Genomic DNA, 19381 nt, shown 5'->3' with positions numbered 1-19381 from the left:
TATGGATTCCCGCTTCCGCGGGAATGACGGCTGTTAATGCAATCACCTTAACGACCAAAACAAACGGAGACCACATGAAGGCATTCCAACCCAAAGTCCTCGCCCTCGGCCTTGCCGCCGCATTCTGCGCCGGCGCCGCGTTCGCCCAGGTGAACGTCACCGTCGACGCGTCCAAGCCGGGCGCGGTGATCGACAAGGACGTCTACGGCCAGTTCGCCGAGCACCTCGGCACCGGCATCTACGGCGGCCTGTGGGTTGGCCCGGATTCGAAGATCCCGAACACCAAAGGGTGGCGCAACGACGTCGTGGGCGCGCTGAAGGACATGCACGTGCCGCTGGTCCGCTGGCCGGGCGGCTGCTTCGCCGACGAATACCACTGGCGCGAAGGCATCGGCCCGCGCAACAAGCGTCCGGTGAAGGTCAACACGAACTGGGGCGGCGTCCCGGAAAACAATGCGGTCGGTACGCATGAATTCTTCGACCTCGTCGAGATGCTGGGCGCGGACGCCTACGTCAACGGCAACCTGGGCACCGGTACCCCGCAGGAAGCGGCCGAGTGGATCGAATACATGACGTCGGAAGGCAAGTCGACGCTGGCCGAACTGCGCGCGAAGAACGGCCACCCGGCGCCGTTCAAGGTCGCCTATTTCGCGATCGGCAACGAGTCGTGGGGCTGCGGCGGCAACATGCGTCCCGAGTACTACGCCGACCTGTACCGCCAATGGAATACCTTCCTGAAGGCGCCGCAGCACCTGCGTCCGAAGATGATCGCCAGCGGCGGCACCGGCGACGACACGGCATGGACCGACGTCCTGTCGCGCGACCTGAAGGGCCGCACGGACGGCATCAGCTTCCACTACTACACGCTGCCGACCGGTAAATGGGAAGTGAAGGGCGCCGCCACCGGCTTCCCGGAATCGGAATGGTTCTCGACGATGTCGCAGACGCTGCGCATGGATGACTTCATCCGCAAGAACGTCGCGATCCTCGACAAGAACGACCCGGAGAAGAAGATCGGCTTCGACGTGGACGAGTGGGGCACCTGGTACGACGTCGAGAAGGGCACCAACCCGGGCTTCCTGTTCCAGCGTAATACGATCCGCGACGCCGTCGTGGCCGCGCTCAACTTCAACATCTTCCATGCCCACGCCGACCGCGTACGCATGACGAACATCGCGCAGATGGTCAACGTGCTGCAGGCCATGATCATCACCGACAACGAGAAGATGCTGCTGACGCCGACGTACTACGCCTTCAAGATGTACGTGCCGTTCCAGGGCGCGACGTCGCTGCCGGTGTCGCTGTCGAACAACACGACCTACGGCTCGAACGGCCAGGGCGTGCCGGGCATCAGCGCGTCGGCCGCGAAGGCCAAGGACGGCAAGACCTACGTCGCCCTCGTCAACACGAACCCGCATGACGCCACCGACGTCGTCCTGAACGTCGCCGGCCAGAACGTCGGCGCCGTGCGCGGCCAGCTGCTGACGGCCGATGCGATGGACGCCCACAACACCTTCGAGCGCAAGGACGCCGTGAAGCCCGTGCCGTTCAGCGCCAACGCCAGCGGCGGCAAGCTGACGATCAAGGTGCCGGCCAAGTCGGTGCTGGTGGTGGCCGTGGAAGGCTGACGCATGGCGCACGCATTCACTCCGCGTGCGCTGGCTGCCGCGGTCGCGGCCGCATTCGTCCTCGCCGGTTGCGGCGGGGGCGGCGGCGGCGGCACTGCGGCGGTCAGCACGCCCGTCGCCGCGACGCCGGCCGCGCCTGCGCCGGCGACGACGCCCGATACCCCGACCCAGGCGGCGATCACGTTCGCCAACGTGTCCGTGCACGACCCGGCCGTCATCAAGGTCGGCGACACGTGGTACGCGTTCGGCTCGCACCTCGCGGCCGCGAAGACGACGGACCTGATGAACTGGACGAAGATCGCCGACGGCGTCAACGACGCCAACCCGCTGTTCACGAAAGTAACGGCGGCGCTGGCCGATACGTTCGCGTGGGCCCAGGTGACGGACCTGTGGGCGCCCGACGTCATCCAGCTGGACGACGGCAAGTTCTACATGTACTACGACGCGTGCAAGGGCGATTCGCCCCGCTCGGCGCTGGGCGTGGCCGTGGCCGACAAGGTCGATGGCCCGTACGTCAACAAGCAGGTGTTCCTGAAATCCGGCATGTGGGGCGAGGCGAGCCCGGACGGCACGGTGTACGACGCGCTGAAGCATCCGAACGTCGTCGACCCGAACGTGTTCCGCGACGCGGCCGGCAAGCCGTGGATGATCTACGGCTCCTACTCCGGCGGCATCTTCATCATGGCGATGGACCCGGCCACCGGCCTGCCCGTCGCCGGGCAGGGCTACGGCAAGCACCTCATGGGCGGCAACCACGCGCGCATCGAAGGCGCATACGTGATGTACAGTCCGGCCACGAAGTACTACTACCTGTTCACGTCGTTCGGCGGACTGGATGCGGCCGGCGGCTACAACCTGCGCGTGGCACGTGCGACGAGCCCGGACGGCCCGTACCTGGACGCCTCCGGCAAGGACATGGCCGAGGTGAAGTCGGATCCGACGAAACCCCTGTTCGACGACGCGAGCATCGCGCCGTTCGGCCAGAAGCTCGTGGGCAGCCACCAGTTCGCGCTGGCGGCCGGAGAATCCGGCACGCCGCTCGGCTACGTGTCGCCCGGCCACAATTCGGCCCGCTACGAAGCGGCGACGAACCAGTACTTCCTGATCTTCCACACCCGCTTCCCGGGCCAGGGCGAGTATCACGAAGTGCGCGTGCACGAAATGTTCATCAACGAGGACGGCTGGCCGGTGGCGGCGCCGCTGCGCTACGTGCCGCTGGCGAAGAGCGCGACGCCGATCGCACCGACCGTCACCGGCGCGGACACCGCGGGCGCATACAAGATGGTCAACCACGGCAAGGACATCTCGGCCACCGTGAAGCCGTCCGTCGCGATCCGGCTCGACGCCGCCGGCACGGTGACGGGCGGCGCGAGCGGCACGTGGACGCACAAGGGCAACAACAACGTGGCCATCGTGATCGACGGCGTCACGTACAGCGGCGTGCTGTCGCGCCAGTGGAACCCGAACGCGAACGCGTTTGCCGTGACCTTCACGGCGCAGTCGAAGACCGGCGTGTCGCTGTGGGGCATCCGCACGGGCCCGTAATCGAAAGGAGCAGGCATGCGTAAAGCAGTGGTACTCGGCGTCGGCGCGGTGGCGCTGGCCGCGGCGTGGATGGCGCAGGCGTCGCAGGTCGGCGTGCACGACCCCGTGATGGCCAGGGACGGCAGCACCTACTACCTGTACAGCACGGGCCCCGGGATCACGTTCTATTCGTCGTCCGACATGCTGCACTGGAAGCCGGAAGGCCGCGTGTTCGCGGGCGAGCCCACGTGGGCGAAGCGCGCCGCGCCCACGTTCAACGACCATATCTGGGCGCCGGACATCCACCAGCACAACGGCCGCTGGCTGCTGTACTACTCGGTGTCCGGCTTCGGCAAGAACACGTCGGGCATCGGCGTCACGACCAATGCCACGCTCGACCCGCGCGCGCCGAACTACCGCTGGGAAGACCAGGGCATGATGGTGCAGTCGGTGCCGGGCCGCGACCTGTGGAACGCCATCGACCCGAACGTCGTCGAGGACGACAAGGGCCAGGGCTGGATGAGCTTCGGCTCGTTCTGGGGCGGCATCAAGCTCGTGAAGCTGGACGACAGCTGGACGAAGCTCGCCGAACCGCAGGAATGGCACACGATCGCGCGCCGCGAGCGTCCCGCGTTCACGCCGGACGAGGACGCGGCGCCGGCCGAGATCGAAGGACCGTTCATCTTCAGGAAGAACGGTTATTACTACCTGTTCGTCTCGTGGGGCCTGTGCTGCCGGGGGCCGAAGAGCACGTACCACGTCGTCGTGGGCCGCGCGCAGGACGTGAAGGGACCGTACCTCGACCGCCAGGGCAAGGATATGGCGAAAGGCGGCGGCTCGCTCGTCGTCAAGGGCGACAAGGACTGGCAGGGGCTCGGCCACAACAGCGCCTACACGTTCGACGGCAAGGACTACCTCGTGCTGCACGCCTACGAGACGGCCGACAAGTACAAGCAGAAGCTGAAAGTGATGGACATCCGCTGGGACAAGGACGGTTGGCCCACGGTCGATCCCAAAGACCTCAACAAGTATGTGAGCGAAGAACTGAAATGAAGCTGACACGCATCGCCGCGCTATTGTTCACCCTGGGCGCGACGTGCGCCCAGGCCGCCGACCTGTTCCCGCTGCAGGCCGTGCGCCTGGGGCCCAGCCCCTTCCTCGACGCCCAGGCGACGGACCTGAACTACCTGATGGCGATGGAGCCGGACCGCCTGCTGGCGCCATTCCTGCGCGAAGCGGGGCTCACGCCGAAGCAGCCCAGCTACGGCAACTGGGAATCGTCGGGACTGGACGGCCACATGGGCGGGCACTACCTGTCGGCGCTGGCATTGATGTATGCGTCGACCGGCGATGCCGAAGTCAAGAAGCGCCTCGACTACTTCGTCGCGGAGCTGAAGCGCGCGCAGACGGCCAACGGCGACGGCTATGTCGGCGGCGTGCCCGGTGGCCGCGCCGCGTGGCGCGATGTCGCCGCGGGCAAGCTCCATGCGGACAACTTCTCCGTCAACGGCAAGTGGGTTCCGTGGTACAACCTGCACAAGGTCTACGCGGGCCTGCGCGACGCGTACCGCTATGCCGGCAACGAGGATGCGAAGGCGATGTTGATCGCCATGGCCGACTGGGCCCTGCGCCTGACGAGCCGCCTGACGGACGAGCAGATGCAGCAGATGCTGAAGGCCGAACACGGCGGCATGAACGAGGTGCTCGCCGACGTCGCCCAGATGACGGGGGACCAGCGCTACATGGACCTGGCGCTGAGGTTCTCGCACCAGGCCATCCTGCAGCCGCTGGAGAAGCACGAGGACAAGCTGACGGGCCTGCACGCGAACACGCAGATCCCGAAAGTCATCGGCTTCAAGCGCATCGGCGACCTCACGGGCCGCAAGGACATGGCGGATGCCGCCGCGTTCTTCTGGCAGACCGTCGTCGACCACCGCACGGTGGCCATCGGCGGCAACAGCGTCAGGGAGCACTTCCATGACGACAAGGACTTCAGCCCCATGATCAACGAGGTCGAGGGGCCGGAGACCTGCAACACGTACAACATGCTGAAGCTGACGGAGATGCTGTTCGAGACCTCGGACAAGGCAGCGTACGCCGACTACTACGAGCGTGCGCTGTACAACCACATCCTCGCGTCCGAACGTCCTGGCACGGGCGGCTTCGTCTACTTCACGCCGATGCGCCCGAACCACTACCGCGTGTACTCGCAGGTGGACCAGGCGATGTGGTGCTGCGTGGGCTCCGGCATCGAGAGCCACGCGAAGTACGGCGAATTCATCTATGCCCATGAGGGCGATGCGTTGTTCGTGAACCTGTTCATCCCGTCGACGCTCGACTGGCGCGAGAAGAACGTCAAGGTCACGCAGGCGAACAACTTCCCCGACCAGGCCAGCACGCGCATGACTGTCGACGGCGATGCCAGGTTCGCGCTGAAGATCCGCTATCCGGCCTGGGTCGCGCCGGGCAAGCTGGGCGTGAAGGTGAACGGCAAGGCCGTGAAGGTGAATGCGCAGCCGGGCAGCTACGTCAGTATCGAGCGCACGTGGAAGAAGGGCGACCGCGTCGACGTGAGCCTGCCGATGACGATGCGGCTCGAGCAGATGCCGGACAAGTCGAATTACTACGCGGTGCTGTACGGCCCCATCGTGCTGGCCGCGAAGACGAATCCGTTCCCGACCGAGCACCTGAACTTCCTCGCGGACGATTCGCGCATGGGCCACAGCCCGTCCGGCCAGGTGTGCCCGCTGGAGGCGGCGCCGACCTTCGTCTCGGACAGCAAGGATTTCACCCGGCGCTTCAAGCCGGTAAAAGGCAAGCCGCTGACGTTCACGGCGCCCGGCGTCGTGCAGGGCGGGGCGGGGTCGTCGACGGAATTCATCCCGTTCTTTCGCCTGCACGACTCGCGCTACATGATCTACTGGCAGCAGAGCACCCCGGCCGAATTCGCCCGCATGAAGGAAGAGAATGCTGCGAACGAAGCGGAGCGCCTCGCGCTGGACGCCCAGACCATCGACCAGGTGGCGCCGGGCGAGCAGCAGCCGGAATCGGACCACGGCTTCAAGGGCGAGGGTGCCGACGCGGGCCTGAACAACGGCCGCCACTGGCGCCATGCGACGAAGTGGTTCAGCTACCAGTTGAACGATCCCAAGCACGAAGCGAAGGCGCTGCGCCTCACGTTCGCGCGCGGGGACGCGGGCCGCAGGTTCGACATCGTCGTCGACGGCCAGCGCATCGCCGAAGTGGAACTGGCGGCCGGCGAGGACCAGGAGTTCTACACGCGCGACTTCGCGCTGCCGCCCGCGCTGGTGCAGGGCGCGAACGGCAAGCTCGAAGTCAAGTTCGTCGCGAAGGAAGGCTCGATGGCGGGTGGGTTGTACGGGCTGCGATTGATGCGCTGACTCAAAAAGCACTACGTTGAGCTAAAAACCGTCATTCCCGCGCAGGCGGGAATCCAAGCTCTGCACGCGTCGCGATAACGCGTGCAAATTGGGTCCCCGCCTGCGCGGGGACGACGTTTCAGACGTTAACGTTTAGCCTGCGCCCGCGCCCTCACCATCTTGTTCAACACCTTCCACCGCGCCCGCTCCGCGATGCGATCCAGCGGCGTCGCCGCCGCATGCCGCACCTCGCGCAACAGCTTGTGGTAGTTGCGCAGCCGGTCCGCATCCACGACGCCGCGCACCGCGCATCCCGGCTCCTCCACGTGCGTGCAGTCATGGAAACGGCAGTGCGCCGCCAGCGTCTCGATGTCGTCGAACGCCGCGTTGACGTCGTCCTCGTCGGCGTCCGGCTGCCAGCTGCGCAGGCCCGGCGTGTCGATCACGCAGGCGCCGCCCGCGCACAGGTGCAGCGAGCGTGACGTCGTCGTGTGGCGGCCGCGGTCGTCGCCCTTGCGCACGCCGCCCGTCTGCTGCTGCGCGCCGGTCAGGGTGTTCGTGAGCGTCGACTTGCCCACGCCGGACGTGCCGAGCAGGACGAGCGTCTGGCCTTCTCCGGTCCATGGTGCCAGCGCGTCTGCGGCGCCGGCTTCCTGCGGATGCACGCGCACCACCGGCACCGCCGCCGGCAGGCGCGCGTCCACTTGCGCCGCTTTCGTGTCCGCGTCGGGCACGAGATCGCCCTTCGTCAGCACGATCACGGGCGCCACGTCACAGGATCTGGCCACCATCAGGTAGCGCTCCAGCCGGCGCAGATTGAAATCGCCGTCGAGGCCCATCACCAGGAGGGCCGTGTCGACGTTGGCCGCCAGCCGCTGGCGCGTGCCGTGGGCGTCGCGCCGTGCCAGCTGATTCAGCGGGTCGACGAGTGTGTGGACCCACGCTTCGTTTTGCTCGTTAAGGTCGAACAGTACCCAGTCGCCGACGGCAAGCGGCGCGTCGAGGGATGGATGCGGGCGGGCGGGGAATTCACGCTGGCCGTCGTGCAGGATGAGGGCGGTGCGGTGCACGCTCGCCACGCGCGCGGGTAGTCCGCGGTCGTGCGGGGCGAGGCGTGCGGCGATGGAGTTGGTGAGTCCGATACGGCGCAGTGCCGCGATATCGAAGTCGATCATGGTCGTTGTGTTCCTGTTGCGAAGCGCGCGGACGCGCGGGCACGCTGCCGCACGCAATACGATGCGGCGGCAACGATGGATTTGGTCAGGGAAGGTCGGCGCGGCTGGCGCGCCCATTCGCAACGACGATGAGCGACGACGGTGATCGGCGAAGAAAGGCGGTCAGGCGGCCGACGGGAGGGCAATATCCGGCTGGTTCATGGGGCGCTCCTCGTCAGTGAATGAAAAGGCAAGTATAGCGCGGCGGCCCGGCCATGCAACCGACATTTGTATTGATGCCGAAATGGATATGTCTACCGTCAAAAAAATGATTGGATAGATATGTCAGTTCTGTCATAGTATCCGTGCACAACAATTCCGGAGACTAAGTGATGATCATCACCCGCAGAACCCTCCTGGGCGCCGCTGCCGCCATCGCGTGCGCCGCCGCCATCCCGGCTTTCGCCGCCAAACCCCTCACGATCGGCTTCTCGCAGGTCGGCGCCGAAAGCGAATGGCGCACTGCGAATACCGCCTCGATCAAGGACGCCGCCAAGAAGGCCGGCGTCAACCTGAAATTCGCCGACGCCCAGCAGCAGCAGCAGAACCAGGTCAAGGCCATCCGCTCGTTCATCGCCCAGCGCGTCGACGTGATCGCGTTCTCGCCGGTCGTGGAAACCGGCTGGGAGACCGTGCTGCGCGAAGCGAAGAACGCCAAAATCCCCGTGATCCTGACCGACCGCGCCGTCAAGGTCACCGATCCGTCGCTGTTCGTCAGCTTCATCGGTTCCGACTTCGTGGAAGAGGGCCGCCGCGCCGGCCGCTGGCTGCTGGACTACGCCAAGAAGAATGGCGACAAGCCGCTGAACATCGTCGAGCTGCAGGGCACGACCGGTGCCGCGCCGGCGATCGACCGCAAGAACGGTTTTGCGGAAGTCATCGGCACGAATCCGAAGCTGAAGGTCATCCGCTCGCAGACCGCCGACTTCACCCGCGCCAAGGGCAAGGAAGTCATGGAAGCCTTCCTGAAGTCGGAAGGCAAGAAGATCAACGTGCTGTACGCGCACAATGACGACATGGCCATCGGCGCCATCCAGGCCATCGAGGAAGCGGGCCTGAAGCCGGGCAAGGACATCATCATCATCTCGATCGACGGCGTGAAAGGCGCGTTCGAAGCCATGAAGGCCGGCAAACTGAATGTGACGGTCGAGTGCAATCCGCTGCTCGGTCCGACGCTGATCCAGACGGCGCAGGACGTCGTGGCCGGCAAGCCGGTCCCGAAACGCATCGTCGTCAACGAGGGCGTGTTCCCGGCTGAGGTGGCGGCGAAGGAACTCCCGAACCGCAAATACTGATCGGGCGGGGCATGATCGATTCGAAGCAGCCGGTGCTGGAAGTCACCGGCATCCATAAAGCCTTCCCGGGTGTGAAGGCGCTGTCCGATGCCGGACTGCGCCTGTTCCCCGGCGAAGTCCACACGCTGATGGGCCAGAACGGCGCGGGCAAGTCCACGCTGATCAAGGTCCTCACCGGCGTCTACCAGCCGGACGCTGGCAGCATCGTGCTGGAGGGCCGGGCCATCCAGCCGCGCTCCACGCAGGATGCGCAGAACCTCGGCATCAGCACCGTCTACCAGGAAGTCAATCTGTGCCCGAACCTGTCGGTCGCGGAGAACATCTTCATCGGCCGCTATCCGCGCCGCTTCGGCATGGTCGACTGGCGCTCGATGCGGTCGCAGGCCATGGCGCTGCTCGCGCGCCTCGAGATCCACGTCGACGTCAGCAAGCCGCTCGCCGATTACCCGCTCGCGATCCAGCAGATGGTCGCCATCGCCCGTGCGCTGAACACGGAATCGCGCGTGCTGATCCTCGACGAACCCACGTCCAGCCTGGACGAGGCGGAAGTGCAGATGCTGTTCTCGGTGCTGCGCCGCCTGCGCGAAGAGGGCATGGCGATCCTGTTCGTCACGCACTTCCTCGACCAGACGTACGCGATCTCGGACCGCATCACCGTGATGCGCAACGGCGAGCGCGAAGGCGAGTACGCGTGCGCGGACCTGTCGCGCCTTGCCCTCGTCAACAAGATGATCGGCGCGCCGGCCGACGCGGAACACGCGACCGAGACGGCGGCCACCGGTGAAGCCAATGCACACGGCGAAGTCTTCCTGCGCGCCCGCGGCATCGCGCGCAAGGGCGTGCTGTCGCCGGTCGACCTGGAAATCCGCCGCGGCGAATTGCTGGGCCTTGCCGGCCTGCTGGGCTCCGGCCGCACGGAGACGGCGCGATTGCTGTTCGGCGCCGACAAGCTTGATGCCGGCAGCTTCGACATCGACGGCAGGCAGGTGAGCTTCTCGAACCCGCGCGACGCGATTCGCGAGGGCATCGGCTTCTGCTCGGAAGACCGCAAGCACGAAGGCGCGATCCTCGCGCTGTCCGTGCGCGAAAACCTGATCCTCGCGCTGCAGGCGCGACAAGGCATCTTCCGCGCCATTCCATTCAAGCGCCAGCAGCAGCTGGCGACCGACTACGTCAAGTGGCTGGGCATCAAGACGGCCAGCATCGAGACGCCGATCGGCACGCTCTCCGGCGGCAACCAGCAGAAGGTCTTGCTGGCGCGCTGGCTCGCGACCGATCCGCGCCTGATGATCCTCGACGAACCGACGCGCGGCATCGACGTGCGCGCCAAGCAGGAAATCATGGATTACGTCAGTAACCTGTGCCGCAAGGGCATGTCCATTCTCTTCATCTCGTCCGAGCTGCCGGAAGTGCTGCGCGTGTCCGACCGCATGGTCGTCATGCGTGACCGCAAGGCGTGCGGCGAATACCGGCGCGGTGAACTGGACGAGACGTCCGTGCTGCACGTGATCGCAGGGGAGACGGCATGAGCACGACCGGCGCTACCGTCAAACCGTCCGCGCAGGCAGGGGCATCGCGCACCGCCTGGCTGCAGCACCCGCTCGTGCGGCCGCTGGGCGCGCTCGTCGCGCTGCTGCTCGTCGACGCGTTCCTCGTGCCCGGCTTCTTCCACCTCGAGGTCAAGGAAGGCCACCTGTACGGCGCGATCATCGACATCCTCAACCGCGCCGCGCCGCTGATGCTGGCGGCGCTCGGCATGACCCTCGTCATCGCCACGCGCGGCATCGACATCTCCGTGGGCGCCGTCGTCGCCCTGTCCGGCACCGTGTCCGCGATGCTGATCGGCGGCAGCGAGCCCACGACGCCGATGGCGCTCGCACTGGCGGCGTCGCTGGGTGTCGCGCTGCTGTGCGGCCTGTGGAACGGCGTCCTCGTCGCCGGCATCAAGCTGCAGCCGATCGTCGCCACGCTGATCCTGATGGTGGCGGGCCGCGGCCTCGCGCAGCTGCTGACGGACGGCCAGATCGTCACCGTGTACTACGAGCCGTTCTTCTTCCTGGGCAGCGGCTATCTCGCCGGCCTGCCGTTCTCGCTGTTCGTCGTCGCTGCGGTGTTCGCGGTGACGCTGCTGCTGGTGAAGAAGACGGCCCTCGGCCTGTTCATCCAGGCGGTCGGCATCAATCCGGTGGCGGCGCGTCTCGCGGGCCTGCGCACGGCCACCTTGATCACCTTCGTGTACGTGTTCTGCAGCGCCTGCGCGGGCCTGGCCGGCATGCTGATCACGTCGAACATCAAGAGCGCGGACGCGAACAACGCGGGCCTGCTGCTGGAGCTGGACGCGATCCTCGCCGTCACGCTGGGCGGCACGTCGCTGGCCGGCGGCAAATTCAGCCTCGTGGGCAGCATGATCGGCGCGCTGATCATCCAGACCCTGACCTACACGATCTACTCGCTGGGCGTGCCGCCCGAAGTGAACATGGTCGTCAAATCCATCGTCGTCTTCGTCGTCTGCATCTCGCAGTCGAGCGAATTCAAGAACATCCTGCGGAGGTCCGCATGAGCGCGGTCGCAACCGGTTCCCGCGGCGTCACCAGTGCGCCGTGGTTCACGTCCCTCGTCACCGTGATCCTGCTGGTCGCGATGATGGGCATCGGCGGGTCCGTTTATCCGGGCTTCCTGTCGCTGCAGGTGATCTTCAATCTCCTGATCGACAACGCGTTCCTGCTCGTGATCGCGGTGGGCATGGGCTTCGTGATCCTGGCGGGCGGCATCGACCTGTCCGTCGGTTCCGTGCTGGCGCTGTCGACGATGATCTCGGCCTGGCTGCTGCAGCACGCCCACTGGCCGCCGGCCGCCGTCATCGCGCTCGTGCTGCTGCTGGGCGCGTGCTTCGGCGGCGCGATGGGCGCGATCATCCACCTGTTCAAGCTGCAGCCGTTCATCGTCACCCTGGCCGGCATGTTCCTGGCGCGCGGCCTGTGCTACCTGATCAGCGTCGAGTCGATCACGATCGATGACCCGCTGTTCACGGCGATGTCGCAGACGCAGGTGCCCATCCTCGACGGCTTCCTGTCGCCGGGCGCCATCATCGCGCTGGTCGTGCTGCTGGTCGCCATCTGGCTCGCGCACTTCACCGCGTTCGGCCGTGCCGTGTACGCCGTCGGCGGCAACGAGCAATCGGCCGCGATGATGGGCCTGAACGTGGGCCGCACCAAGGTTCTCGTGTATGCGCTGTCGGGCTTCTGCGCGGCGCTGGGCGGCGTGCTGTTCGCCTTCTACATGCTGTCCGGCTATGGCCTGCACGGCCAGGGCACGGAGCTCGATGCCATCGCCGCCGTCGTCATCGGCGGGACGCTCCTCACCGGCGGCTACGGCTACATCGCCGGCGCATTGTCGGGCGTGCTGGTGCTGGGTGCCATCCAGACGCTGATCGCCTTCGACGGCACGCTCAGCTCGTGGTGGACCAAGATCGTCATCGGCGCGCTGCTGTTCGTCTTCTGCGTCGTGCAGAGGGTGATGGGCGGCCGCGCCAAGCAATAACAAGTCACGTTGCCACGGCGCTGAACTTGCGCCCCCGCCGCGGCGGGGGCGACGTGGGCTTATTGCCCACCGAATAAACATAAAAACTGGAGACTACATGCTCAAGCCACTGATCGCCGCGACGCTGCTCGCGACGACGGCACTCGCCGGTGCCGCCAACCCCATCACCAGCAAGATCTTCACCGCGGACCCCGCTGCCCTCGTCGACAACGGCCGCGTCTATCTGTACGTGGGCCGCGACGAAGCCCCCGTCGGCGGCAAGGATTACCTGATGAACGAGTGGAAGGTGTTCTCCAGCTGCGACATGCAGAACTGGACCGAGCATCCGGCCGGCGTGCCGTTTTCCATTTTCAAATGGGCGGCCAAGGATGCCTGGGCCACCGACGTCGCCAAGCGCAACGGCAAGTACTACCTGTACGTGACGGTCGAGCACAAGACTGTCCCGGGCAAGGCGATCGGCGTGGCCGTGTCCGACAGCCCGACGGGCCCGTTCGTCGACGCGCGCGGCACGGCCCTGGTCACGAACGACATGACGCACGAAACGCCGATCAGCTGGGACGACATCGACCCGGGGGTCTTCGTCGACGACGACGGCCAGGCCTATCTGTACTGGGGCAATACCGTCATGAAGTACGCGAAGCTGAAACCGAACATGATCGAGCTGGACGGCCCGATCCACACGGTGGGCCTGGAAGCGTTCACCGAAGCGTCGTACCTGCACAAGCACGCCGGCAAATACTACCTGTCGTACTCGCGCAAGTGGCCGGAAGAGACCGTGTACATGACGGGCCCGACGGCTACGGGGCCGTGGTCCTTCGGCGGCGTGATCATGGAAAAGAACGAGAACGTCGGCACGATCCACCACGCGATCTTCGATTTCAACGGCAAGTCCTACATCGCATATCACAACGGCAAGCTGCCGACTGGTGGCGAGTTCCGCCGCTCGGTCGCCGTCGAGGAATTGCACTATGGTCCGGACGGCAAGATCCTGCCCGTGCCCCAGACAGTACAAGGTCCTGCCGCCAATCCGTCGGCAGCCTGCAAGCGATAAAAGTTCTGCGTAAAACTACGCAGAACCGATATCGATAATGATATGATTGTCTGATGGACACGACCAATCCGAACTGGTTTCTCAAGGCCCGCCTCAAGACGCGTCAACTGCTACTCTTGATCGCGCTGGACGACTACCGCAACATCCACCGCGCGGCCGACGAGCTGCACATGACGCAGCCGGCCGCCTCCAAGCAGATCAAGGATCTGGAGGAGATGCTGGACGTCAAGCTGTTCGAACGCCTCCCGCGCGGGATGGAGCCGACGATCTACGGCGAAACGATGATCCGCCACGCGCGCATGGCCCTGACGAGCCTGGCGCTGGCGCACGACGACATCGTCACGCTGAAGGCCGGCCTCACGGGCCAGGCCGAGGTTGGCGTGATCATGACGCCCGCGATGGCGCTCCTGCCGCGCGCCATCGCCCGCGTCAAGGAAGAAGCGCCGCTGCTGCGCATCGGCGTGCAGCTGGAAACCAGTAACCTGCTGCTGGACAAGCTGCAGCATGGCATGCTGGACTTCATGATCGGCCGCATCTTCGACACCGGCGACACCTCCGGCCTGATCTACGAAGAGCTGACCGAGGAACCGGCCTGCGCGGTCGTGCGCCCCGGCCATCCGCTGCTGGAGCGCAAGAACCTCACCTTGCAGGACATCGCGCCGCTGCCGTGGATCGTGCCGCCGCACGGCAGTATCCTGCGCTACCGCTTCGACATGATGTTCCGCCGCGCCGGCCTGGTGCCGCCCGCGAACGTGGTCGACACGACGGCGATGCTGATGATCACGGCGCTGCTGCAGCAGACGGATTCGCTGCACGTGATGCCGATCGAGGTGGCGCAATACTATGCGTCGCTGAACGTGATGCGCATCCTGCCCATCGAGATCCCGTGCAAGATGGATGCGTTCGGCATCATCCGCCACCAGGACCATCTGCTGTCGCCGGGTGCCGACCTGCTGTTGCGTGCCGTGCGGGCTGCCGCAAAAGAGATTTATTGAATCCAATGCACCAAAACGTTGCGTGCAAACTTCATCATTTAAATATATTGCCCTGATTTAACATCTCGACATCGACTCAAATCTTTCTGTACCGTAACATTTCTGGGATGTGGGAAACCAGCAAAACGGGACATCCGTGCGGAAAGAGAGAACGATGAACATTCGAAATTTAAAAATTGGCAAGCGCCTCGCGCTGGGCTTCGGCTTCCTGTGCGTGGCGCTGGTCTTCATGGTCGGGCAGGGCACGATCATGCTGGGCCGGGTCAATGACGGCACCGACGAGATCGTCAACAAGCGGCTGCCGCGCATGGAACTGACGTCGCGCATGCTGAGCGACGTGAACGACATCGCCATCGCGCTGCGCAACATGATGCTGGACGACAGCGCCGACGACCGCGCGAAGCAGGTCGCCAGCATCACCGCCATGCGCAAGGACCTCGACAGCCTGCTGGCGCAGCTCGACGGCCTGCTGCGCGCTCCCAGGTCCCGCACCTTGCTGGCGCAGGAAGTCGAACTCAATGCGAAGTACACGCAGGGGCAGGTCGACCTGATCCGCCTGATCGAGAGCGGCGACGACGCGGGCGCGCGCGCCTACCTGAAGACGAAGCTGCGCCCCGTGCTGGCGGACTACAAGGCCGTGATCGGCCAGCAGATCCAGGTCCAGGCCGGCCTCGCCAACGACACGGCCCGGGAAGCCCAGGCCATGTACACGAACACGCGCACCTTGATGATCGTGCTGGGCGCCGTCATGCTGGCGCTCGCCTGCGCGCTGGCCTGGTGGATCAGTGCCTCGATCACGCGGCCGCTGCGCCGTGCGCTGGACGTGGCGACCGCCGTCGCCGGCGGCGACCTGACGTCGCGCGTGGACGTCGACAGCACCTGCGAAGTGGGCCAGCTGCTGGGCGCCCTGAAGCGCATGAACGAGAACCTGGTGGCCACCGTCGGCACCGTGCGCGGCGGCACCGACGCCATCGCGCTCGCGTCCGGCGAAGTGGCGGCCGGCAACCGCGACCTGTCGGCGCGCACCGAGCAGCAGGCCAGCGCGCTGGAAGAGACGGCGTCGTCGATGGAAGAACTGACGTCGACCGTGAAGCAGAATGCCGACAACGCGCGCCAGGCCAACACGCTGGCCGCGACGGCATCGACGGTCGCGGCCAAGGGCGGTGACGTGATCGAGCAGGTTGTCGACACGATGGCGCAGATCCACACGTCGTCGAGCCGCATCGTGGACATCATCGGCGTCATCGACGGCATCGCGTTCCAGACCAACATCCTCGCGCTGAACGCGGCCGTGGAAGCGGCGCGCGCCGGCGAGCAGGGCCGCGGCTTCGCCGTCGTGGCGGGCGAAGTGCGCAACCTGGCGCAGCGCTCGGCTGCCGCCGCCAGGGAGATCAAGACGCTGATCGCCGACTCCACCGGCAAGGTCGACACGGGCAGCTCGCTCGTGCGCGAGGCGGGCAGCACGATGGGCGAGATCGTCGACAGCGTGCGCCGCGTGGCCGACATCCTCACGGAGATCACGGCCGCGAGCCAGGAGCAGAGCGCCGGCATCGAGCAGATCAACCAGGCCATCACGCAGATGGACGACGTGACCCAGCAGAACGCGGCCCTCGTCGAGCAGGCGGCCGCCGCGTCGCAGGCGATGCAGGACCAGGCCGCGCGCCTGGCGGAGGCCGTGGCGGTGTTCCGGCTCGACGGCGGCGCGCCGGCGGCAGCGCCGGCACGTGCGATGACTCCCGCGTCTGCACCGCGCTTGAGCAAGCCGGTTGCGAAGGCGCCGGCCCGTCCGCAGGCCACTGCCGCGAAGGTGTCCGCCGAGAGCGACTGGGAAGCGTTCTGACCGTTATTGCCTCTTCGTCCAGCTTGCGATTGTGATAGGCTGTCCGGTGCATCCGGCCTTGGGCCCGATGCGCCGACACTGTCTTTACAAGGATACGCATGACTGGCTTCGTCATTACGCCTCCCGCCGTCCCGGCCCTCGCCGTGGCCGGCTCCGACCAGGTTTTCCCGCTGCGGCGCGTGTTCTGCGTGGGCCGCAACTACGCGGCCCACGCGCGCGAGATGGGTTCCGATCCGAACCGCGAACCGCCGTTCTTCTTCACCAAGCCGGCGGACGCCGTCGTGCCGGCCAGCGGCACCGTGCCGTACCCGTCGTCCACGCGCGAGCTGCATCACGAAGTCGAACTGGTCGTCGCACTGAAAGGCGGCGGCACGAACATCGCGCCGGAACAGGCGCTGGACCTCGTGTGGGGCTATGGCGTGGGCCTGGACCTGACGCGGCGCGACCTGCAGGCCCTCGCCAAGAAGGATGGCCGCCCGTGGGACATGGCGAAAGGCTTCGACGCCTCCGCGCCGTGCAGCCCGCTGATCCCCGTCGCGCGCACCGGTCACCCGCAAGAAGCGCGCATCTGGCTCGAAGTGAACGGCCAGCTGAAGCAGGAGGGCAACCTGAACGAAATGATCTGGCCGATCCCCGACGTGATCGCGGCCCTGTCGCGCCTCGTCGCGCTGGCGCCGGGTGACCTGATCTACACGGGCACGCCGGCCGGCGTGGACGCGCTGAACCCGGGCGACAAGGTGCGCGGCGGCGTCGACGGCGTGACTTCGTTCGAACTCGAGATCGGCGCGGCAGAATGAGAGTAATGCGGAAGACGGTCCTGCAGATCGGCGGCTTCGCGCCCGAGATCCAGGCCCGGATCGACGCCGAATTCCGCTGCGTCGGCCTCGCGGATCTCGAGCGCGAGCCCGGCCTGGCGAGCGAGGTCGGCGCCATCCTCACGCGCAGCAACCAGGAGGTGCCGGAACACGTGGTGCGGCGCCTGCCGGCGCTGGAAATCATCGCCACGTGCGGCGTCGGCTACGACCTGATTCCGCGCGCGCTTGCAGCCGAACGGGGCATCGTCGTCGCCAACACGCCGGACGTACTGAACGCGGCCGTGGCCGAGCTGTGCATCGGCTCCCTGCTGGCGCTGCTGCGCCGCCTGCCGCAGGCCGACCGCTACGTGCGCGCGGGCGCCTGGACGAACGCGAACTTCCCGCTGGCGACGAGCCTCGCGGGCAAGCACGTGGGGATCGTCGGCATGGGGCGTATCGGCAAGGAGATCGCGCGCCGGCTGGAGATGTTCGGCGTGGCGCTCGCCTACCACGGCCGCACGGACCAGCAGCTGGCGTGGCGCTACGAGCCCGACCTGGCCGCGCTCGCGCGCGATTCCGACATCCTCGTCGTCGTGGCGCCCGGCGGGGCCGAGACGCAGCACCTGATCGATGCGCGCGTGCTGCACGCGCTCGGACCGAACGGCTACCTCGTGAACGTGGCGCGCGGCACGCTCGTCGACGAGGCGGCATTGCTCGCGGCGCTGGAGGAGGGCACCATTGCCGGCGCGGCGCTGGACGTGTTCGACAACGAGCCGGACATCGACCCGCGCTTCTTCGCACTGGACAACGTGCTGCTGACGCCGCACCTGGGCAGCGCCACGCACGAGACGCGCGCGGCGATGGCGCAGCTCATGCTCGACAACGTGCGCAGCTGGTTCCGCAGCGGGCGCGCGCTGACGCCGGTCGAACCGGGCTGATGGTTGGTGGGCTCGCCGAGCCCACGCGGCCGTTAGTTGGCCATATTCCTGGCGACGATGGCATCCGTCGCCGCCCGCGCCTGCTGCAACGGCTGGTTCAATACGGTGGTCGCATACGCGGGCGCCGGTGCGGCCACCGTGCCCAGCGCGCTGCCGCCTTTCTGGCTGATGTCCACGTCGACCGTGGCCGACAGGCCCACGCGCAGCGGATGCGCCGCGAGTTCCTTCGGATCGAGCGAGATGCGCACCGGCACCCGCTGCACGACCTTGATCCAGTTGCCCGTCGCGTTCTGCGCCGGCAGCAGCGAGAACGCGCTCCCCGTGCCCGCGCCGAGGCCCACGACCTTGCCGTGGTAGACGACCTTGCTGCCGTAGATGTCCGCCTCGATGGTGGCCGCCTGGCCCACGCGGATGTCGCGCAGTTCCGATTCCTTGAAGTTGGCGTCGACCCACAGCTGGTCCAGGGGCACGATCGACAGCAGCGGCGCGCCCGGTGCGATGCGGCTGCCCACCTGCACGCTGCGTTTGGCGACATAGCCCGACACCGGCGCGACGATGGCGTTGCGGCGCGCGGCGAGCCACGCGGACAGGTAGTCGGCCTTCGCGGCCAGCACGTTCGGGTGTTCGGCCGGGGAGACGCCGGCCACCGTCACGCGCGCGGCCGCCAGCTGCTTCTGCGCGACGACAAGTGCCGCCTGCGCATCGTCGACGGCGCGGCGGGCGTGCGCCACGTCTTCGCCGGAGACGATGTTGTCCGCGGCCAGCGGCGCGCGCCGTGCCAGGTCTTCCTGCTTCGACTTCAGTTCCACGCGGCGCTGGTCGACGAGGGCCTCGTACTGCGCCACGTTCGTGTAGCGCTCGCGCTGCTGGCGCACGGCGGTGCCCAGCCGCGCCTCGGCCTGGGCCAGCGCGACCTCGGCATCGGATGGATCGAGGCGCACGATCTCCGTACCCGCCTGCACGAGCTGGGTCTCGTCGGCGCGGATCTCGACGACGCTTCCCGTCACCTGCGACGACACGTTCACGAGGTTGCCGCCGATGTAGGCGTTGTCCGTCTCGACGCGCTTCGACAGGACCAGGGCGTAATAGGCCGCATAGGCCGCGCCGGCGGCGAGGAAGGCGGCGGTGATGCCGGCCAGGACGACGCGGCGCTTGTTGTTGGTGGGTGCTTGGGTGCTCATG

At 66.7% G+C, this 19381-nt stretch carries 15 protein-coding genes; 13 read left to right on the top strand and 2 right to left on the bottom strand.

Features of this window, described 5'->3' with window-relative positions; translation table 11 throughout:
* Positions 1–74: 74 nt before the first annotated feature.
* Genes ACEN9G_RS05235 through ACEN9G_RS05220 form a run of 4 tightly spaced genes read left to right on the top strand, consistent with a single transcriptional unit; the run spans position 75 to position 6553 of the window.
* Positions 75–1628 (top strand): alpha-N-arabinofuranosidase, encoded by a 1554-nt coding sequence (locus tag ACEN9G_RS05235; RefSeq protein ID WP_413337200.1) that lies wholly within the window; start codon positions 75–77, stop codon positions 1626–1628.
* 3 nt (positions 1629–1631) lie between these two features.
* Entirely contained in the window at positions 1632–3173 is a 1542-nt protein-coding gene (locus ACEN9G_RS05230) for a glycoside hydrolase family 43 protein (RefSeq protein WP_483126454.1), read from the top strand.
* Positions 3174–3188: 15 nt separating this feature from the next.
* The gene (locus ACEN9G_RS05225; RefSeq protein ID WP_413337202.1) at positions 3189–4205 is read left to right on the top strand and encodes an arabinan endo-1,5-alpha-L-arabinosidase; all 1017 of its coding nucleotides are present in this window, start codon (positions 3189–3191) and stop codon (positions 4203–4205) included.
* Positions 4202–6553 (top strand): beta-L-arabinofuranosidase domain-containing protein, encoded by a 2352-nt coding sequence (locus ACEN9G_RS05220; protein ID WP_413337203.1) that lies wholly within the window; start codon positions 4202–4204, stop codon positions 6551–6553. The genes ACEN9G_RS05225 and ACEN9G_RS05220 overlap by 4 nt, the downstream gene beginning before the upstream one ends.
* Before the next feature lie 125 nt (positions 6554–6678).
* On the opposite strand, the gene rsgA is transcribed toward ACEN9G_RS05220, so the two are convergent.
* Positions 6679–7707 carry a ribosome small subunit-dependent GTPase A gene (rsgA, locus tag ACEN9G_RS05215; protein WP_413337204.1) on the bottom strand — a complete coding sequence of 343 codons (1029 nt, stop codon included), beginning with the start codon at positions 7705–7707 and terminating at the stop codon, positions 6679–6681.
* Between the two features lie 371 nt (positions 7708–8078).
* Here rsgA and ACEN9G_RS05210 point away from each other — a divergent pair, with 371 nt between their 5' ends.
* From ACEN9G_RS05210 to ACEN9G_RS05170, 9 genes are all read left to right on the top strand, one after another.
* On the top strand, positions 8079–9041 hold the full coding sequence (locus ACEN9G_RS05210; RefSeq protein ID WP_413337205.1) for an ABC transporter substrate-binding protein: 963 nt from the start codon (positions 8079–8081) through the stop codon (positions 9039–9041).
* Between the two features lie 11 nt (positions 9042–9052).
* On the top strand, positions 9053–10570 hold the full coding sequence (locus ACEN9G_RS05205) for a sugar ABC transporter ATP-binding protein (protein ID WP_413337206.1): 1518 nt from the start codon (positions 9053–9055) through the stop codon (positions 10568–10570).
* Positions 10567–11601 carry an ABC transporter permease gene (locus ACEN9G_RS05200; protein WP_413337207.1) on the top strand — a complete coding sequence of 345 codons (1035 nt, stop codon included), beginning with the start codon at positions 10567–10569 and terminating at the stop codon, positions 11599–11601. The genes ACEN9G_RS05205 and ACEN9G_RS05200 overlap by 4 nt, the downstream gene beginning before the upstream one ends.
* Entirely contained in the window at positions 11598–12581 is a 984-nt protein-coding gene (gene yjfF, locus ACEN9G_RS05195) for a galactofuranose ABC transporter, permease protein YjfF (protein WP_413337208.1), read from the top strand. Before ACEN9G_RS05200 ends, yjfF begins: the two co-directional genes overlap by 4 nt.
* Positions 12582–12678: 97 nt before the next feature.
* Positions 12679–13632: a glycoside hydrolase family 43 protein gene (locus ACEN9G_RS05190; protein WP_413337209.1), complete on the top strand. Its 954-nt coding sequence runs from the start codon at positions 12679–12681 to the stop codon at positions 13630–13632.
* 53 nt (positions 13633–13685) lie between these two features.
* On the top strand, positions 13686–14627 hold the full coding sequence (locus tag ACEN9G_RS05185) for a LysR family transcriptional regulator (RefSeq protein ID WP_413337210.1): 942 nt from the start codon (positions 13686–13688) through the stop codon (positions 14625–14627).
* A 154-nt stretch (positions 14628–14781) separates the two neighbouring features.
* The gene (locus ACEN9G_RS05180) at positions 14782–16467 is read left to right on the top strand and encodes a methyl-accepting chemotaxis protein (RefSeq protein ID WP_483126453.1); all 1686 of its coding nucleotides are present in this window, start codon (positions 14782–14784) and stop codon (positions 16465–16467) included.
* Between the two features lie 98 nt (positions 16468–16565).
* A complete protein-coding gene (locus ACEN9G_RS05175) occupies positions 16566–17264 on the top strand; it encodes a fumarylacetoacetate hydrolase family protein (RefSeq protein ID WP_413344518.1) in 699 nt (232 codons plus the stop codon).
* Between the two features lie 5 nt (positions 17265–17269).
* A complete protein-coding gene (locus tag ACEN9G_RS05170) occupies positions 17270–18199 on the top strand; it encodes a 2-hydroxyacid dehydrogenase (RefSeq protein WP_483126452.1) in 930 nt (309 codons plus the stop codon).
* A 32-nt stretch (positions 18200–18231) separates the two neighbouring features.
* On the opposite strand, the gene ACEN9G_RS05165 is transcribed toward ACEN9G_RS05170, so the two are convergent.
* Positions 18232–19380, bottom strand: a complete 1149-nt coding sequence (locus tag ACEN9G_RS05165) for an HlyD family secretion protein (protein ID WP_413344515.1) — start codon at positions 19378–19380, stop codon at positions 18232–18234.
* Position 19381: the final 1 nt, after the last annotated feature.

This window comes from Massilia sp. Masssp94 (assembly GCF_059491305.1).
Note: the sequence above shows the minus strand (reverse complement) of the source record. Positions and strands in the feature narration are given on the sequence as shown.

Bases quoted from the DNA above. Each gene is read 5' to 3' on its own strand.
- ACEN9G_RS05225 (WP_413337202.1), top strand. From the start codon at position 3,189: ATGCGTAAAGCAGTGGTACTCGGCGTCGGCGCGGTGGCGCTGGCCGCG.
- ACEN9G_RS05175 (WP_413344518.1), top strand. From the start codon at position 16,566: ATGACTGGCTTCGTCATTACGCCTCCCGCCGTCCCGGCCCTCGCCGTG.
- ACEN9G_RS05190 (WP_413337209.1), top strand. From the start codon at position 12,679: ATGCTCAAGCCACTGATCGCCGCGACGCTGCTCGCGACGACGGCACTC.
- ACEN9G_RS05185 (WP_413337210.1), top strand. From the start codon at position 13,686: ATGGACACGACCAATCCGAACTGGTTTCTCAAGGCCCGCCTCAAGACG.
- ACEN9G_RS05165 (WP_413344515.1), bottom strand. From the start codon at position 19,380: ATGAGCACCCAAGCACCCACCAACAACAAGCGCCGCGTCGTCCTGGCC.
- ACEN9G_RS05200 (WP_413337207.1), top strand. From the start codon at position 10,567: ATGAGCACGACCGGCGCTACCGTCAAACCGTCCGCGCAGGCAGGGGCA.
- ACEN9G_RS05170 (WP_483126452.1), top strand. From the start codon at position 17,270: ATGCGGAAGACGGTCCTGCAGATCGGCGGCTTCGCGCCCGAGATCCAG.
- rsgA (WP_413337204.1), bottom strand. From the start codon at position 7,707: ATGATCGACTTCGATATCGCGGCACTGCGCCGTATCGGACTCACCAAC.
- ACEN9G_RS05235 (WP_413337200.1), top strand. From the start codon at position 75: ATGAAGGCATTCCAACCCAAAGTCCTCGCCCTCGGCCTTGCCGCCGCA.
- yjfF (WP_413337208.1), top strand. From the start codon at position 11,598: ATGAGCGCGGTCGCAACCGGTTCCCGCGGCGTCACCAGTGCGCCGTGG.
- ACEN9G_RS05230 (WP_483126454.1), top strand. From the start codon at position 1,632: ATGGCGCACGCATTCACTCCGCGTGCGCTGGCTGCCGCGGTCGCGGCC.
- ACEN9G_RS05205 (WP_413337206.1), top strand. From the start codon at position 9,053: ATGATCGATTCGAAGCAGCCGGTGCTGGAAGTCACCGGCATCCATAAA.
- ACEN9G_RS05210 (WP_413337205.1), top strand. From the start codon at position 8,079: ATGATCATCACCCGCAGAACCCTCCTGGGCGCCGCTGCCGCCATCGCG.
- ACEN9G_RS05220 (WP_413337203.1), top strand. From the start codon at position 4,202: ATGAAGCTGACACGCATCGCCGCGCTATTGTTCACCCTGGGCGCGACG.
- ACEN9G_RS05180 (WP_483126453.1), top strand. From the start codon at position 14,782: ATGAACATTCGAAATTTAAAAATTGGCAAGCGCCTCGCGCTGGGCTTC.